Source organism: Shewanella sp. (genome assembly GCF_013214165.1).
Classification (GTDB): domain Bacteria; phylum Pseudomonadota; class Gammaproteobacteria; order Enterobacterales; family Shewanellaceae; genus Shewanella.
Window position 1 is genome coordinate 18,148 of sequence record NZ_JABSSM010000009.1, and the last position, 15,842, is coordinate 33,989.

At 44.5% G+C, this 15,842-nt stretch carries 14 protein-coding genes; 8 read left to right on the forward strand and 6 right to left on the reverse strand.

The features are described 5' to 3' along the window. Window positions 1–111 precede the first annotated feature (111 nt). On the forward strand, window positions 112–2,688 hold the full coding sequence (locus HRU42_RS04135) for a M1 family metallopeptidase (protein ID WP_295029117.1): 2,577 nt from the start codon (window positions 112–114) through the stop codon (window positions 2,686–2,688). Between the two features lie 156 nt (window positions 2,689–2,844). Here the strand turns inward: HRU42_RS04135 and HRU42_RS04140 are convergent, their stop codons facing one another. Further along, window positions 2,845–3,912, reverse strand: a complete 1,068-nt coding sequence (locus HRU42_RS04140; RefSeq protein ID WP_295029082.1) for a tyrosine-type recombinase/integrase — start codon at window positions 3,910–3,912, stop codon at window positions 2,845–2,847. A 753-nt stretch (window positions 3,913–4,665) separates the two neighbouring features. Here HRU42_RS04140 and HRU42_RS04145 point away from each other — a divergent pair. Continuing rightward, window positions 4,666–5,190: a hypothetical protein gene (locus HRU42_RS04145; protein WP_295029083.1), complete on the forward strand. Its 525-nt coding sequence runs from the start codon at window positions 4,666–4,668 to the stop codon at window positions 5,188–5,190. Window positions 5,191–5,566: 376 nt separating this feature from the next. Here HRU42_RS04145 and HRU42_RS04150 read toward each other — a convergent pair whose 3' ends face one another. Continuing rightward, window positions 5,567–6,622 carry an oxidoreductase family protein gene (locus HRU42_RS04150; protein ID WP_295029084.1) on the reverse strand — a complete coding sequence of 352 codons (1,056 nt, stop codon included), beginning with the start codon at window positions 6,620–6,622 and terminating at the stop codon, window positions 5,567–5,569. A 279-nt stretch (window positions 6,623–6,901) separates the two neighbouring features. On the opposite strand from HRU42_RS04150, the gene HRU42_RS04155 reads away from it, so the two are divergent. Then, window positions 6,902–7,249, forward strand: coding sequence for a hypothetical protein (locus HRU42_RS04155; protein WP_295029085.1), 348 nt, complete (start codon window positions 6,902–6,904; stop codon window positions 7,247–7,249). Window positions 7,250–7,363: 114 nt separating this feature from the next. After that, on the forward strand, window positions 7,364–8,059 hold the full coding sequence (locus HRU42_RS04160) for an SDR family oxidoreductase (RefSeq protein ID WP_295029086.1): 696 nt from the start codon (window positions 7,364–7,366) through the stop codon (window positions 8,057–8,059). 122 nt (window positions 8,060–8,181) lie between these two features. Here the strand turns inward: HRU42_RS04160 and HRU42_RS04165 are convergent, their stop codons facing one another. Further along, window positions 8,182–9,237, reverse strand: a complete 1,056-nt coding sequence (locus HRU42_RS04165; protein ID WP_295029087.1) for a hypothetical protein — start codon at window positions 9,235–9,237, stop codon at window positions 8,182–8,184. Window positions 9,238–9,379: 142 nt separating this feature from the next. Beyond that, window positions 9,380–11,083 carry a hypothetical protein gene (locus tag HRU42_RS04170; RefSeq protein WP_295029088.1) on the reverse strand — a complete coding sequence of 568 codons (1,704 nt, stop codon included), beginning with the start codon at window positions 11,081–11,083 and terminating at the stop codon, window positions 9,380–9,382. A 247-nt stretch (window positions 11,084–11,330) separates the two neighbouring features. Between HRU42_RS04170 and HRU42_RS04175 the strand changes: the two genes are divergently transcribed. The 4 genes from HRU42_RS04175 (at window position 11,331) to HRU42_RS04190 (ending at window position 14,440) form a co-directional block, all read left to right on the forward strand. Continuing rightward, window positions 11,331–11,885, forward strand: a complete 555-nt coding sequence (locus HRU42_RS04175) for a GNAT family N-acetyltransferase (protein WP_295029089.1) — start codon at window positions 11,331–11,333, stop codon at window positions 11,883–11,885. A gap of 101 nt (window positions 11,886–11,986) precedes the next feature. After that, a complete protein-coding gene (locus HRU42_RS04180) occupies window positions 11,987–13,345 on the forward strand; it encodes an FAD-binding oxidoreductase (protein WP_295029090.1) in 1,359 nt (452 codons plus the stop codon). Between the two features lie 189 nt (window positions 13,346–13,534). Then, window positions 13,535–13,810: a hypothetical protein gene (locus HRU42_RS04185; RefSeq protein ID WP_040571520.1), complete on the forward strand. Its 276-nt coding sequence runs from the start codon at window positions 13,535–13,537 to the stop codon at window positions 13,808–13,810. A gap of 237 nt (window positions 13,811–14,047) precedes the next feature. Continuing rightward, on the forward strand, window positions 14,048–14,440 hold the full coding sequence (locus HRU42_RS04190; RefSeq protein ID WP_295029091.1) for a glycine zipper family protein: 393 nt from the start codon (window positions 14,048–14,050) through the stop codon (window positions 14,438–14,440). A 325-nt stretch (window positions 14,441–14,765) separates the two neighbouring features. On the opposite strand, the gene bfr (HRU42_RS04195) is transcribed toward HRU42_RS04190, so the two are convergent. Together bfr (HRU42_RS04195) and bfr (HRU42_RS04200) are read right to left on the reverse strand one after the other, a co-directional pair. Beyond that, complete coding sequence (gene bfr / locus HRU42_RS04195; RefSeq protein ID WP_295029092.1) at window positions 14,766–15,248, reverse strand: bacterioferritin; 483 nt, start codon at window positions 15,246–15,248, stop codon at window positions 14,766–14,768. A 1-nt stretch (window position 15,249) separates the two neighbouring features. Next, window positions 15,250–15,720, reverse strand: a complete 471-nt coding sequence (bfr, locus tag HRU42_RS04200) for a bacterioferritin (protein ID WP_295029093.1) — start codon at window positions 15,718–15,720, stop codon at window positions 15,250–15,252. Window positions 15,721–15,842 lie beyond the last annotated feature (122 nt).

Genomic DNA, 15,842 nt, shown 5'->3' on the forward strand with positions numbered 1-15,842 from the left:
TGTGTGGGGATCAGTCCCACATCTTGCTAGTTTATTTGTCACCATGGTATTTAACCACTCGACGATTTCAGCACAGTAAAATGATAAAAGGGAATGGATATGTACCGAGTTATGGCCACCGGATTGGTGACAGTGTCTCTATTTGGCAGTGGAGTCATTCAGGCGGATGAATTTGTCTTGAGTAAACAGACTAAGCCAGTCTCCCAAGCTGTGAGCTTGGCTTTAGACCCTACTAAAGATGAGTTTTCCGGTAGTACCGACATCAAGATACAAGTACTTGAAAAAACAAAGGTCATTCAGCTTAACGGCGTCGATTATACCGCAAGCAACATTCAACTCACAGGCAACCAAGCCTGTGACATGACCGCCAAGATACTCGATACGGGTATCGTAAACCTTGTTTGTGAACAAGAGATTAAGCCAGGCAGTTATAACTTGCACCTGGATTTTAGCGCGCCTTTTAATCGTCAATCAGTGGGCTTATATAAGACGGTCGATGCCGGCGTGCCTTATCTATTCACTCAATTTGAGATGAGTGATGCACGTCGCAGCTTCCCGGTATTCGATGAGCCTGAATATAAGATCCCATTCCAAATCACCATTACCGCGCCGTCTAATGAGAAGGTCTACAGTAATACACCAGTTCAAAGCACTAAGGTGGAAGGCGAGTTGACCACGCACGTGTTTGCTCAGACCAAGCCATTACCTTCCTATTTGGTGGCTTACGCTGTGGGTCAATTTGAAGAAGTGACCATAGAAGGGATGAAGATCCCGGCTCGAGTGATCACCACCAAGGGAAAAATAGCACTGGCAGAATATGCCGTTAAAGAGATGCCGGCGATTCTCGCAGCGTTAGAAGCGTATTTTGGTGTCGATTATCCCTATAAAAAACTCGACTCGATTGCCGTGCCCGAGTTTCCCTTCGGCGCCATGGAGAATGCCGGCCTGGTGACTTATAGAGAAGATATCTTACTTCTGGATGAACAGAGCGCCAATCAAAATACTAAACAATCATCTGTTTCTGTCGTCGCCCATGAACTCGCTCATCAGTGGTACGGTAACCTAGTGACCATGGAGTGGTGGAACGATTTATGGCTCAACGAAGCATTTGCTAGCTGGATGGCCGCTAAGGTGACTCATCAGCTACATCCTGAATTTGAATCGGATCTGCGTTTATCGAAGAACCGTGTCATGAGCATGGATGCACGTCTGTCGACTAAGCCTATTCGTAAGCCAATTAAGACAGAAGCCGATATCATGGATGGCTTAGGACTGGCTTATAGTAAGGGGTCTGCCGTCTTGTCCATGGTAGAAAACTGGATTGGTGAAGAGAGCTTTAAACAAGGCATTCGCCAATACATCAAGGATCATGCCTTTAAGAATACTCAGGCCGATGACCTTTGGAATGCCTTATCTAAGGCGTCGGGTAAAGATGTGGGCAAAGTATTGAGTACGTTTATCGAGCAATCCTCATACCCCTTGATCACTGTGGATGTAAAGGGTCAAACCTTGACGCTTTCTCAGCAAAGGTTTGTATTTGCTGGCAGTAAGGCGCCGGCTCAATCTTGGGTGGTGCCTGTGTCTATCAAGTATGGCAAGGGCGATAAAATAATATCGACCAGCATATTGCTCGACAGTGATACCAAAACCTTAGATCTAGAATTTACCCCGGATTGGATCTATCCAGATGCCGATGCCATGGGTTATTACCGTTGGTTATTAGATGATAAGCAGTTGGCTAATTTACTCGCCAATGCGAAAACTAAGCTGACGGCGAGAGAACGTAAGGCGCTTATTTCATCTGCCGATGCGCTGCTCGACGGCGGCTTTATCTCGGCCGGTGATCTATTGGCAATATTGGCAGAGTTTATCGATGATGATCATCCTCAAATCGTCTCTTCGGCGCTGAGTTATCTGCAGATCCAGAAGAGGACCTTTATCGACGCAAGTAATGAGGTCGAGTGGGCTAAATTTATCAGTGCCAAGGCGAAAATCGCTATCGACAAATATGGCCTGGTGGCGACGCCGGGTGAGAGCATAGAGATAAGTAAACTGCGTCCTAGCCTTATCGCTATTCTGGCATTTGAAGGAAAAGATAAAGCGGTTATTCGCGATGCTAAATTGGCGAGTCAGGCCTACATAACAGGTGATGAATCTGTCGATGCTTACCTGATAGGCACTCAACTTCAAATTGCAACATACTTTGGTAATGACGCATTAATTCAAAGAGTTAAGAATGAATTTGAGACAACTAAGAACCCACAAAAACGCACTAAACTCATGTATGCCTTAGGCTATGTTGCCGAGCCAAAACAGCAAAAAGCCATATTAGATTATAGCTTAACCGACAAGCTAAACGCTCCAGATCTTAAATATATCATGGCTGGACAGAGTTATACTCAGGTTCGAGAAGCCCTATTTAGAGACTGGGTATACAATAATTACGAGGTCGTTAAGGAAAAATTGCCACCATTTTCTGTGGCCAATCTGCCTAACTACACTGGTATGGGTTGCGATCTCAAAGCACTGCAGCAGACCAATAGTTTCTTCGAGCCTAAGCTTGAAGCGTCACCTGAATTTAAGCGTACTCTGGCTAAGCTTAACGAGAAAGTGAAAAACTGTGTCAAGCTTAAGACTCGCGAGCAGGCTAGCGTAGACAGTTATCTGCTACGTTTTAATGACAGCTAGATTTTTCTAGTACTAAATCTTAAGTGCTAAGTAAAAAACAGCGCATAAAAAGCGGAGCCCAGGGTTCCGCTTTTTTATGTCAGCCATAGAAGTATTTAATGGTGTAACCATTTTTTACCGATTCTAGTCAGCATGCAATATGTTGTACGAGTACGGCTAATCTTTAGGTTTAAGATAATGTCTCAGGGAACGAGGATCCGTATGCCCAGTACGCGCCATAATATACAGATGGTCTTTGTCGTTTTCATGCAGCTGAGTCACGCAGCCACTGCGTAAACTGTGGGCTCCATAAAATTCCGGGCTTAATCCAGATTTAGCACAATACTTCTTTATCATCTGATAGATATCATCGCCACGCAAAAAACCACGATTGACGGAAGGGGGATTATCATTCTTGTCTAAATGGTTACGATTGGCCACCGAGTAAGGCCTGAGCCGTTGACCATCTCGAGACAGGGAACGAAACAGATGACCTTGAGTTAATTGTGAAACTTGCAGCCAATGTTTAACGGCTGCGAACGCCGAGAATAATTCCGACTCGGGCAAGTCTTTCCACTCCTTGTGTCCCTGCTGATTACTCTTAGAGTAGGCCAGTCTCACTTTCAATTTGTTGCGCATAAAATTGACATGGTTCACCTGGATATCCGCGAGTTCCGAGCGACGAAAACCGCCTTGAAAACCCAATTGAATAATGGCCTTATCTCGAGCCCGGGTTAATTCTTGCCCCTGCTTATCTATGGTCTGTAACAGTAACTCGAGTTCATCATACATGATGGGCTGCTGATCATAATCCGAAGTCAGCCTATGTTTATTTCGACTTAAACCTCGCATGACCCGGATCACCAGTGGGTGCTCGGTTGGTGAATGAAATCCGGCCTGTATATGATAAAAACGGATCGCCGCTAGCCGGGTGGTGATGGTCTGCTTAGAAAATTGTGTGCCTGTCTTTGGCTGCACTTGTTCTTTCTGATGACCAATAAATGAGATCACCGATCGTGGGTCCGCAGGCAGATGACTCAAACCATGATGCTGGCAATATTGAGTAAAAATGTTAAAGCTAGAACGATAGACACGGCGAGTGTTGGGCGCAACTTCATATTCAGTCTCACTGGCTGCACTCTTGAAATCATCCAAGATTGAGATCGGCAGTTCCGTCTCCTCGAAGAAACTCTTATCGCTAGTGACTTGGCGTTGTTGATGCTGATTGATGCTGAGCTTATTCATGATAAAAACGCATGTTATCCCTGGAAGCAGAGCCAAAATTATAGCTTTTGCTGTCCAACTCTACCAGTGATAATCGTCATTATCACTGGTAGGGGCGGTATTAGTATAAATTTGAACAAATACGCCAGCGAATAGTTAAAAAGTATCAAAAACGTACTGGTTATGTGATGGTTATTGTCACGATTAGCCACAATGAGTGACGCGTTATTTAACTGTGCTTGGTTATTAACTAAGTGAGATACAACATGAGACCGGTCATCGTAAATATTATTAATGCAAGCTGCTCTGGCCTGCATTGGGGTGAGCAAGTGGCGAGGGGTTATAACAGGACTTGATACTGAAAATGTCTGTTATAAGCTAATACATATTTTTAAGCCATTCGATAAACCCTATATATACATATTCAGCTGGCCAATATAGACACTTTCTTAATGACATACCGGCTAATGAAGACTTAAACAGCGAAATCAGCCGTAAAAACGAGCGGCTCTATCTCGATAGATGAGGTGCAGTACAGGCAATAAATAGTAAATCTAAATCGTGGTGCAACCATTTTATTGGCTGTGGAGAGTATTAATCAAACTAATAAACACGGCAATTATCTGACTCCAGTGGCATAATAATGGTTGCACCATACTATTGTTTGGTATACTTACCAAGTCAATGTGTGCTGAGCAGTGAACTAGATATAACCTCTTTTAAAAGAGTAATCGATAACAAGACTAAAAAAAGAAAAGACGAAAAGGGAATAAGATGAGCTACAAACATCCATGGGTTTATCACGGTGAGTCGCCTAAAGCGGGAAGGAAATTATTGTTACTTGGAGTCGATGAACTCACACTCGCCTTACCCCTGATCTATCGTCTTATTCACCCGGCAAAGATAGCTCAGAAGTCAGATTGGTTTAGTTCCCAGGTTGTGACTGCAGATGAAAAACAAAACAGAGAATATATTTCGCTGGTGGAATTATTACAAGGAGTCACACGAGAGCGAAAAAATCTGCAAAATTTAATCGATCCCTTAACTCGATTGAACCACAGCATGAATCAATATTTTAGTGATTACGGTTGGCGAATGGTACGCAAAGAATTGTCTCAGATTAAGAAGCGACAGAAAAAATCTCATATTGAACTCAGTAAAGATCTGATCGTAAAACTGAAAGCTTATATGGAGCAAGAACGTTTAGACAGCTTGGATCAAGCCATAGATAATTTGCTGACCGAAGTCGAATCCTTTAAAGCGAGTGATCTCCAACAGTGCTTTAATCATTTGAATTGAATATCAAGCTTGCCCACACTGGCACCTCCGCTGAAAAATGCAGGTCCGATTAATTCAATGCTGTATCTTCGGCAAGGACAAGCAGCTAAGGTTTGTGCTTGTCGACAAACCTTAGGATTGAAGCTATCGATAAAATCATGACAGAGTAAAAAGTGTGATGTTTATAGGACGAGTTTATCCTTAAAGCAGAGAGCCCTGATATCGTAAGCTAGGTGTCCTTTGACACGATTGGCGCTATGCCTGTTCACGTTCATCCGATAGCTCTCTTGTATCAAAGTTTAGTCGAATTTGGCGAGAATAGGTAATTTAAGCTGCTAATAAATTGAGACGGAACTTGGCTAGACCCCTTTATACATCATGATTTTTGACTAAAGAGCTAAGCCGTATCCTGAGGTAAACGGTTTAATGCCTGATTGGTCATATGGCGGCTAAAATCATTATTCTTGTGGTGATCGGGCGCCCAGCCTAACAAGAATCGTTGAAAATCGGCCCAGGCAACACCAAAAAGTGGCCGCCATTCTTGCTCAACAGCCGCGGCAGATATTGAGACATTATTGTTAATCATGGCCTGCTTAAGTTTCGTGAAGTAGAAGCTGGTGAGGGGAGCATGGTGTTGCCTACATTCCTGTTCAGATAAGCAACTGCCGATGAAATATACTAGATCTCTTATGCCACAACCTCCGCCAACGTATTGAAAATCGACCGCGGCGACCCGTGAACTGTCTTCGCTGAAGCAAAAATTAGCCACCTTGGCATCACCATGGATCAGTGTTTTGAAGCGTGTTTGGCTTAATAATGCATCGAGCCGGTGAGCCGACTGCTTAAGGCTAGAATCTGGCATGGCTAGATACTCATCTTCTCGGGTATCTAGGTGCCAGTAACAACCTTGTTTCCATAGCCCTTGAGGCCAATTTTCTTGCGGCGAATCCTGCATAAAATGCCCATGAAAATTCGCAAGCCATTCTATGCACACCTTAGTTTGCTCTAGTGTTAACCTTTGATGCCGCATGGGAAAACCTTCCGCATCGAGATCGCTAAGCAAGATGATCGCCGCACTATCACTGTCGATGCGTGGAGAGTGAACATCATAGGCACCAACTGCTGCATAGACTCGGTCATGGGATGTTAAGCCATAGCAGATGGGAACTCGGAAGTCTTCAGCACACATCTTGGACCAGATATGATACCAATTTGCTTCCACGCGGTATGAGAGTAATTTTCTTTGATGAGAAGCCGAGGTGTTCCAACCTCTAGGGTGCTGAGTCTGCTTGGGAGGACGAATAGATTTGACGACAATACTGGCAGGACAGGTTTGGCCTTCGAGTCGATAACGGACTATGGCACCATAACCACTCCAGAGTGTTTGAATGGTTTCAACAGCAATAATAGAATCACAACTGATAGTTTGTGATATAAAATTTTCAATGTCCAAGGCTAATCACTTAAGTTAGATTTAACGCCGATGATAACTTATATCTTTGAACTTGGGTACAGATAGGCAGAGAGCCTATATCAAGCTAGCTATCCCAGGGTTTTATAGCCTTGATCGGCGACTACGGCAAATTGTATGCATAATTTCGAGAGCATAAACCCACCTTATTTTTAGCCAAAGGATTGAGGCCAGACTAGAGATAAATAACTATGGGGATTTGAATTACACTTAAGTGGATTAGCGTTATAATAATCCGACAGATCCATTTGGTTTACATCGATGCCTAAAACACTCCCCTTGCCTAAAGACAAGAAACTCACGGTAATATGCAGAATTGAACCTGGCTGCTTGGGCCCGGATGGCTTAGATCATATTGCCGATTTCTGTCGCTTCGCTAATCAGGAACTGAAACGGCTTGATGCCAATTTCGTTATCTGGCAGCCACTGCCACGCTATGATAAATCCTTGCCCGAGATGCAGTATTCTGTTAATCAGAAACAATTGAGTCATGATAAGGTCGGTCAATATCTGGAGCATTTCAAAAGTGATTTAGATGATTTTGAAGAATATTTGCATGATAAATTATCGGTACTCATAGACGAGTTTCTGGCAAAGATTAAGGTCTAATTATCGAGCCAGCGCTATGAGTTAATTGGTATTTTACGATTTGTGTGTACATTAGTTTCGTTATAACTAAAATTACGTCTGATCCCCTCATTACTCCAATCCAAGGAATACTTAATGGCTAAACATCTCTTCATCACAGGTGCCAATCGAGGCCTGGGCCTGACTATGGTCAAACAGTATCTGCAAGCAGGCTGGAACGTGACTGCATGTTGCCGCGAGCCTGAACAAGCTGGCGAGTTAAAATCACTGCTCGAAGCCCATGAATCTCTGTCTGTTTTTCAGCTGGATGTCACCGATTATCAGGCGTTACGCCAGCTTGCGAATAATTTGCAGGGTGAGCCCATAGATCTATTGATCAATAATGCAGGCTATTATGGTCCTAAGGGCAGCACTCTTGGAGATATCGACGCGGAAGAATGGCGCAAGGTTTTTGAGATAAATACAATCGCCCCTTTAAAAGTTTTAGAAGCCTTCCGAGCCAACCTCAAACTGGCATCTTCGAGTATCTTTGCGATCTTGTCATCTAAAATGGGCAGCATGGCTGATAATACCAGCGGCGGAGCCTACCTATATCGCTCATCGAAAGCCGCGATTAACTCGGTGGTTAAGAGTCTATCGGTTGACTTAAGAGACGATCACATAGCAGTCTTTGCCTTGCATCCTGGCTGGGTGAGAACCGATATGGGCGGCCCCAATGGTCTTATCGATACTCAAGAGTCCGTGACTGGGTTAAAGCGGGTATTAGATGAGGTAGACATGAGTCAAACAGGCGCGTTTTTAGACTTTCGTGGACAAGAAATCCCTTGGTAATACCAGGTTTAACCTGATGTCTGGGTGCAGGATCATAGGTAAATAACAAAAACATCAGGTATTCACGCCACATGAGTACCTGATTTTACGTCCAAGTCGCAGTTTACTGGTTTTTAGATGACCTAGCTTGCTCTTGGCATCGATTTATCGACTCCAAATGCGGGTGAAATGCACATCTTCACTTCGAAGCTATAGCCATAATCGGCAGATTTATCAGGGCGTATTTCTACAATTTCATAATCGTTGAGCTCTACTATATTACTACCAGGCGCGATAGCACAACGTGAACGACTGTCGGACTCGAGTCGATAAGCGAATGTGGCTATCATGCTTCTGACCATGTTCTCATAATCCTTACGGACATGTTCATACTTATCTTTTTGAGCCGTATCATCATTGAAAGATATGCCTAAGGTGGTTGATCCAGCGTCGCTTGGATCATTTTTTCGCATGTTGGCTAGCTCATTAGATAGCTCTTCTTTATCTTTAGAGGACAGTTCATTCATCAGCAGACCATCCGGATCGTTAAGGTCTAGGCTTAACTCATTGTCCAGACTCGTGATCAACACCAGGTGATAAAGTACCACCGTGGATAATATCAGGCGGATGAACATGGTGGTGAGTCTGAAATGATTGTGATTGATGAGTTTAAAGCCAATTACACCGAAAGGTTTTAGCAACAAGAGACAGAACAGGTAGAAGGGGACAGCCACTTGTAACATCAATATTGCCAATGCTGTCATGACGATTATCCAAGCGGGTAGATACAGCAAGATGGCAAAGTTATGTGTGTATGAGAAATGCTCGGTGGATACGCCGACGACTTCATTGACCACAGAAGCCGCCCCGGCGATGGCGAAATTGGCGATCACGGCATAAAAGAGCAGCAACGCCGCCTTACCCGATAAACTGTGCCAGACTCGTTCAAACAGGGGCCAAAACTCCAGAGTCAGGGCAACCACTGTCACTATGGCGACCATGCCCAAGTTATCAGAAAAAGTGAGTAAGCAGAGGGCTAGCAGATATAATTTTTGGGCTAACGTTAGCCTGCCAAGCAGGCCACTCATTGTCGCTAATATTTGAGCAATAAATTGATAGATGATAATGATGATTTTCTTGGGCTTATCGATGCCCCGCTTAAAGCGTACACCCGCCTCTTCTTGGGGTAACTTTTCCATTAATTTCTGATCCTAAACTATTCCATATGGATCAGATGATAACCCTTGATTAACAAGTCATCCACAAGTATTACTAAATAAAACGCCCCATGGCTATCAGAAACCATGGGGCGTGAATACTGCTTAGCACCAAGCTTACAAATTAGATCTTAGGGTAGTTAGGCCTGATATCGGTCGGGATCTGTGCCATTTTTTCGTTCAAAGCGGCGACTTCGTCGGCCATGACGGCATATTTAGCTAAGAAGTCCTTAGATTGTTGATAATCACCTAAGGCTTGGATCATACACACATCACGGACAAGATCTGTGATTGCCTGGGTCATCTTATCGAAATTAACGCTATATCTTTGTGTACTGGAATCGAAACTGAATGCCTGCTTCTCTTTGAAGTAGTTGTATTGAAACGCGGCGCCGGCGCCATGGGCTTCATGCACACCAAAACGCATGGAACGGAACAAACCGGCGAAATAGGTGACTAACATATTGTTTTTCTCAGCTTTAGGCAATACACCTTTATCCATCAAGAACAACATGTTGTATGCGCCCATCACATCGGCTTTGCCCTCTTCAATCTTAGAGTAAGTCTCCTGTAGCTGCTCGGAAACTGTGGTGGTTTTACCATCCTTAATGATAGTTCCCGGACCTAAGCCATGGGATAATTCATGAAAAAGGGTCTCGTTGAAGAAGTATTGCTCCATGAGTAGTGACTGCTGTGGCTTGGCGATGATCAAGGCTGAGATCGGCTGCATTACCGCCTTGTATTTAGCATTCAGTACGTTTTTCAGCATGACTTTTTTACTGCCTTTCACCTCACGCACATATTCATCGTTGGGTAAGTTAAAGGCCGTGGTTTGCACCGCAGGCTTGTTATCACCGCCGCCTGCGACTTGATCCACAACAGAAATCGGTGACTCAGAACCACGCTGAAAATTCTTATGTTCATCGGGGATCGGCAAGTTTAGCTCCATCCCCTTAAGGTACTGCTTGTACACGTCGAGCTTGGCACTGTCTTCTGGATTACGCACGGTAATAAAGGCTTCAAAAAAGGTCTTGTAGCCAAACAGCTTGTCGGTATATGTCTCATAGGGGCCAATGGCCACTTCGAGTGTGCCATCGAGATCCATCCAGGCCATCTCAGAATCACGGTATTCATCATTGAGGAAGGCATCGGCTCGCTTAGACAAGAAGGTCTTTAGGCTAGCATCTTGTGTTAAGGCGGCGGCCTCGCGCATCAATTTAGCCGCCTGCTGCATCTGTGTTGCATAAGCCTGACTGTAGGGGATAGCGATCAGTTTATCGCCCTGACGCTTAATCACGGTATAACCACTCTTGAATGCGACTTCATCTTGAGGATGGTCTTGGATCCATTGATTAAACTCAGCCTTAGTCATGTCGGTGGGGTATACCCCAGCGCCTTCTGGGCGAGTGATGTCACCGAAGAATGTTTTATCACCTTCTAATGTATCCCAGGGACCGTAGTGAAGATCATAGAGGGAGAGTAGTTGTTCAGTGTTGGCCAATTTCGAGTCTTGGATCTGTTTTCTTATCTCGGCATTATTTTCATAGGTCTGCTCCAGATACACCTTATCCAGTACATCGGCAACTGAGATGAGTTTTCGCAGCACCTGTTTATCGATATCACTTAAGCTAGACAGATCGGCTTGCATATCCACAATAAGAAATTTATCGAGCATGGCTTGATATTTATCAGTAGCCGCGACAACTTCAGTGGCTTCGAGTGTCTGACTATCTTGGCTGGCTTGTGGTTTGTTGTGGCTCATCTCGACATCCGGCGAACATGCCGACAACGCGGTTAGCAAGGCTAACGATAATAATGATTTTTTCATTTAAAGATTTCCCCATCTTTTGTTTTTATTGGCGCTTACGTTACAGGTAAATCCAGGTTTGATAAACCCTGAATAAGCAATTGCCATACTAATTTTTTACGCATCTTGTGTTAGCGGATTCGATAATCGAAGCAAAAAACACAGGGAAATCAGACTCGATAGTAGGCTGTCTATGTACTTATGACGTATTTTTGTTTAGCTTATCCTCAAATATTCACCGAAACCAACTGGTTCGCAGGAGTTCACTATGATTCAAACGTTAAGCCCGGAACATTTTACAGCGGTTATCTCACTGGGTAATCAGGTTCATGGTGACGGCTACCTAGATGAGGCAACGTTAGCCACTCTATATCAAAAAGGGATCAAGGATGAGATAAACGCCAATTTTGTCGCCCATCAAGATGGAAAACTGATTGGATTTCGTCTCACTTACGCACCGGGAAATTGGCAAACCGATAAATGGTGTACACCCCATGCGTGGGGAATCGAACCCCGAAGAGTCTGTTACTTCAAGTGTAATACCGTAGCCGAGCCAAATCGCGGCGTGGGTATAGGCGGGAAACTGCTGAGCGCCTCCATCGCAGCAACCAAACGGCAAGGTGCGATAGCTGGAGTAAGCCATCTATGGAAGCAGAGCCCGAATAACTCGGCGGTGAAATACTTTACCAAGGCGGGCGCAGTGCTGATAAAGGAACACCCAGACAAATGGAATGACCCCAAGGAACACCCGGACTATATTTGTGTCATATGTGGCGCCGATTGCCACTGCACTGCCTGTGAAATGTTGCTCATTTTCAAATAACAACTTCAAATAACAACTTCAGGCCTGAGTCAGTTTTGGTTCAGATTAACGGCCTCAGTATCACCTCATAAACCCTCAATAACTGATCTAAAGTAAACATTATGGCCCAGAACCCAATTAACTCTCAGCATTTCGACCCACTTCTAGCCTCGGGGCCAGGAGGCCTTAGCTGGCCGGACTCCTACTGGGCGAGTACCATAACGTCGCCGCCTCAAATAAATCCTGCACTCACAGGCACCTGTCAAACCGATGTCGCCATCATAGGTGGAGGCTACACAGGACTACTGACGGCCTATTATTTGGCTACTGAATTTAATATTGATGCCACTGTATTAGAAGCGAATCAGATAGGATTCGGTGCCAGTGGCCGTAATGCAGGATTCGTGCTCAAGGGCTCTGGGCGACTAGGTTATGGGCAGATGGCCAACCGTTGGGGACTGGATACGGCGAAAGGCATTTATAGCGAATTTAGTCAGGCCGTCGAGCGCGTCGGTGATCTGATCAAGGATAATAAGATATTATGTGAGCCCCAACAGCCTGGCTATCTAAAAATCGCCCATAATGCCAAGGCCCTCAAGCAACTCGAACAAGCCGCTAGATTTATTACCCGAGAGCTAGGTGGTCAGGCTGAGTTGATCCCCTTAAAGCAACTCACCCATGAGTACATGGCCCATAAGCAAGCTTATGGGGCACTTAGGTTGGAAGATGGTTTTGGGCTCAACCCACTGAAGTTGCTATTGGGATATAAACAGCTAGTAGAAGCGCGAGGGATTAAGATCTATGAAAACTCTTGTGTCGAGCAATGGATCGAGGAGCAGGGTAAGCATAGATTGATCACCGCGCAAGGTGAGCTGCTGGCCAAGCGTGTCGTGACCGCGGGCAATGCCTATACACCTAAGCAGTTTAGTCCACGAGTCGATGGGAAGTTCTTACCCATATTGAGTAACATCATAGTCACCGAGCCCCTGACGGCTGAGCAATTGACTGAGTCCGGTCTCAAAACCCACCAGGTGACCATGGATACCCGTATTCTGAAGTATTACTATCGATTGTTACCCGACAATCGTCTCTTGTTTGGTGGCCGTGGAGCCATATTTGGCAAAGATGCTGCGGATCCCGTGTATGCGCAAAGACTTAAATATTCACTCAATCAATGTTTCCCCGCTTTAGCCAAAGTCGGGGTGTCATACAATTGGACTGGGTGGATTGCGGCCACCATGGATGATATGCCCCATGTTTATCAAGAGGATGGAGTGGGTTATAGCTTAGGCTATTGTGGCTCAGGAGTGTCCTTCAGCGCCCAAGCCGCCTTTCGTCTCGCCCAGAGTATTGCAGGTGAGAAAACCCCCGACTTGCCACTCTACAGGCAGGCACTCCCCGCCTTTCCTATGCAGGGGCTGAGGCGATTAGGTCAATGGGGCTACTATAATTATGCTTGGTTAAGAGACAGATATGGTTAAGCCTTGTCACTAAAGCAATGGGGTTAAACGCTGGGTGGATATCTGTGGCTCGAATTAATTTAGCCGTTTTTACTTTTTACTTTTAACAATTAAGTCTAGTTCAGCATTTATCTGTTTGATATTGGATCTCTTTAGTGCGAATTAGCGCCGTACTTGCTATTATTAATGACTGCTCAACAGGGGAACAAAATGAAATCGCAATTAGATAAGATGCTCACTACACACGACAAGCTAGTCCACTCTGAAGGGGTGAAGATTATTTCTCATACTCAAAGAGATGTTGAAGAGTGGGTACAACACACTGTGATGATAGAGGGCTGTGATGCGCCATTTAAGTTTAGACGGCCTAAGAAGTTCAAATGCCTTAAGGGAAACCGTGTCAATATGACCTATTATCCAGAAACTGAAAAAGTGGCGGGATTTGAAATAGAGGTCATGAAGGTAGTCCGAATTAAACGGTTTTAACGATTTCATCTCATTTTGGTCAACTAAAAACTGAATTCAGTTGCAACCTTGTGATAACAATATGACTCGATTCCTCTGAAAAACTCAGTGACCCTGTGTCTACAATTCAGGTGCTGTAACTTAAAAACTCATACCTCATTAAGTCTACATTCAGTAACTTTACGTTACTATCTTCCTGTTTACGGCTAATACACAACGTAGTAGTCTATTAGCATTGTGATTACAAAAGGTGTCCTGATGAATAAAGTACTACTAATGGCGGGTTTGTTTCTGTTCCACACAACTGCCTCGGCTTCGAATATCATTATCGATAAATCCGGTGTCGATGAAAAAGATTACATTTATGATATGCATCAGTGTACTGAATTATCACAGCAGGCCCAGATGAAACAAACAGAAGGTGGTTTGGTATCGGGTGCAGCTAAAGGTGCTGCCCTAGGTGCAGCCGCGGGAGCCATTTCCGGAGGCTCGGGGAGTTCTGCGGCCAAGACGGGGGCGGCCGTGGGTGTAGTAGGCGGCAGCCTGGGCAGAAATCGCTCTAAGAGACAAAATGAAGCCAGCCATGAAGCAGAGAAACAGATGGTGGTGAGAAACTGCATGATTAATCGAGGCTACATAGTACTCAACTGATCCAGGCAAGCAATGAGTTCTGACTAGGACTCATTCAAGGTACTCATTCAAGGTACTCATTCAAAAAACACTCCAATGGCTATAAAAAAGCCCGCGAGCAAGCGGGCTTTTTTATAGCATAAATTTCTTATGCGCTAAGCGAGTAGGTGAGGTGCTGATGCAAAAGTTGGATGCAGCGTACGCTTAAGCCAAGGTTGAGCTAGTTTTTTGCATGATATTCAGAGTTATCCTATTCCTCGAGCTTGGTATCATGGGGCACATTCCTTAACTATTTTGATGCTATTAATGCACAGGCCAGAGCCACCAAGGCTGTCTTCAAAACCGATTAGCTATCTTGGTTGCCCATCTGGGATTGCACATAGTTGTGGATCCCCATCTTATCTATCAGGCCAAGATGTTGTTCTAGCCAGTAGATATGATCCATTTCGGTATCATCGAGTAAGTCTTCGAGTATTTCTCGGCTGATATAATCTTGTTCTGTTTCACAGATCCCGATGATTTTTCTGAGGCTATCCGCCACGGTTCTTTCTGCGGCAAGATCGTTTTCCAACATCTGTTTGACGTTATCGCCGATATTAACCGCTTGTCTCGAAGCAGTATCAGGCTTGCCTTCCAGAAACAATATGCGTTGAGTCAAGCGCTTTGCATGCTCCAATTCCTCTCCATATTCGTGAGCCAACTTCTCATGGAGTTTGTTGATCCCCCAATCTTCATACATCTTAGAATGAGCCAGATACTGATCCATTGAGGTTAACTCGAGGGTGAGTTGTTTGTTTAAGTGGTTGATGACGCTCTGAACACCTTTCATGTTAATCCTCCATCATGGTTTGCTGGTAATTTTCAATGCCTGTGGCAACGATGAGGAACTGTTGCGACTCGATCCAATCCAGCTGGTCTTCTTCACCCTCTAAGATCTTTTCGAGTAACTCTCGACTGACGTAATCTTCTTCGGTTTCACACAAGGCGATAGCCGCACGCAATGCTGCAATTTGTTCTTCTTGCAGATCTTTATCGCACTGAATCATCTCTTCTGTATGCTCACCTATCCGCAGTCTATTCAGTTGCTGCAGGTTAGGCAGGGCCTCTAGAAACAAAATCCGTTCAATCAGATCATCGGCTTGTTTCATGTCTAGAATTGATTTTTTATATTCTTTCTCGTTCAGTTGTGCTAATCCCCAATTTTTATAAATGCGGGCATGTAAGAAATATTGGTTGATTGAAGTGAGTTCTAACAGCAACATCTGATTCAGTACTTGGGTGACTTTACTCTTACCTTTCATCAGTACTCTCCAAAAGCTCGTTAATCTTGTTGGCCCTGTCGACCAACGGTTAGCTATGGGGCTTGACATCATTTAAGCAAATTGCCACCACCCTAGTGAAACTTGGTCCCTACTACTTTAAT

Excerpts from the sequence above, each read along its gene's own strand:
- HRU42_RS04135 (WP_295029117.1), top strand. The coding sequence starts at position 112 with ATGGCCACCGGATTGGTGACAGTGTCTCTATTTGGCAGTGGAGTCATT.
- HRU42_RS04140 (WP_295029082.1), bottom strand. The coding sequence starts at position 3,912 with ATGAATAAGCTCAGCATCAATCAGCATCAACAACGCCAAGTCACTAGC.
- HRU42_RS04145 (WP_295029083.1), top strand. The coding sequence starts at position 4,666 with ATGAGCTACAAACATCCATGGGTTTATCACGGTGAGTCGCCTAAAGCG.
- HRU42_RS04155 (WP_295029085.1), top strand. The coding sequence starts at position 6,902 with ATGCCTAAAACACTCCCCTTGCCTAAAGACAAGAAACTCACGGTAATA.
- HRU42_RS04160 (WP_295029086.1), top strand. The coding sequence starts at position 7,364 with ATGGCTAAACATCTCTTCATCACAGGTGCCAATCGAGGCCTGGGCCTG.
- HRU42_RS04165 (WP_295029087.1), bottom strand. The coding sequence starts at position 9,237 with ATGGAAAAGTTACCCCAAGAAGAGGCGGGTGTACGCTTTAAGCGGGGC.
- HRU42_RS04170 (WP_295029088.1), bottom strand. The coding sequence starts at position 11,083 with ATGAAAAAATCATTATTATCGTTAGCCTTGCTAACCGCGTTGTCGGCA.
- HRU42_RS04175 (WP_295029089.1), top strand. The coding sequence starts at position 11,331 with ATGATTCAAACGTTAAGCCCGGAACATTTTACAGCGGTTATCTCACTG.
- HRU42_RS04180 (WP_295029090.1), top strand. The coding sequence starts at position 11,987 with ATGGCCCAGAACCCAATTAACTCTCAGCATTTCGACCCACTTCTAGCC.
- HRU42_RS04185 (WP_040571520.1), top strand. The coding sequence starts at position 13,535 with ATGAAATCGCAATTAGATAAGATGCTCACTACACACGACAAGCTAGTC.
- HRU42_RS04190 (WP_295029091.1), top strand. The coding sequence starts at position 14,048 with ATGAATAAAGTACTACTAATGGCGGGTTTGTTTCTGTTCCACACAACT.
- bfr (WP_295029092.1), bottom strand. The coding sequence starts at position 15,248 with ATGAAAGGTGTTCAGAGCGTCATCAACCACTTAAACAAACAACTCACC.
- bfr (WP_295029093.1), bottom strand. The coding sequence starts at position 15,720 with ATGAAAGGTAAGAGTAAAGTCACCCAAGTACTGAATCAGATGTTGCTG.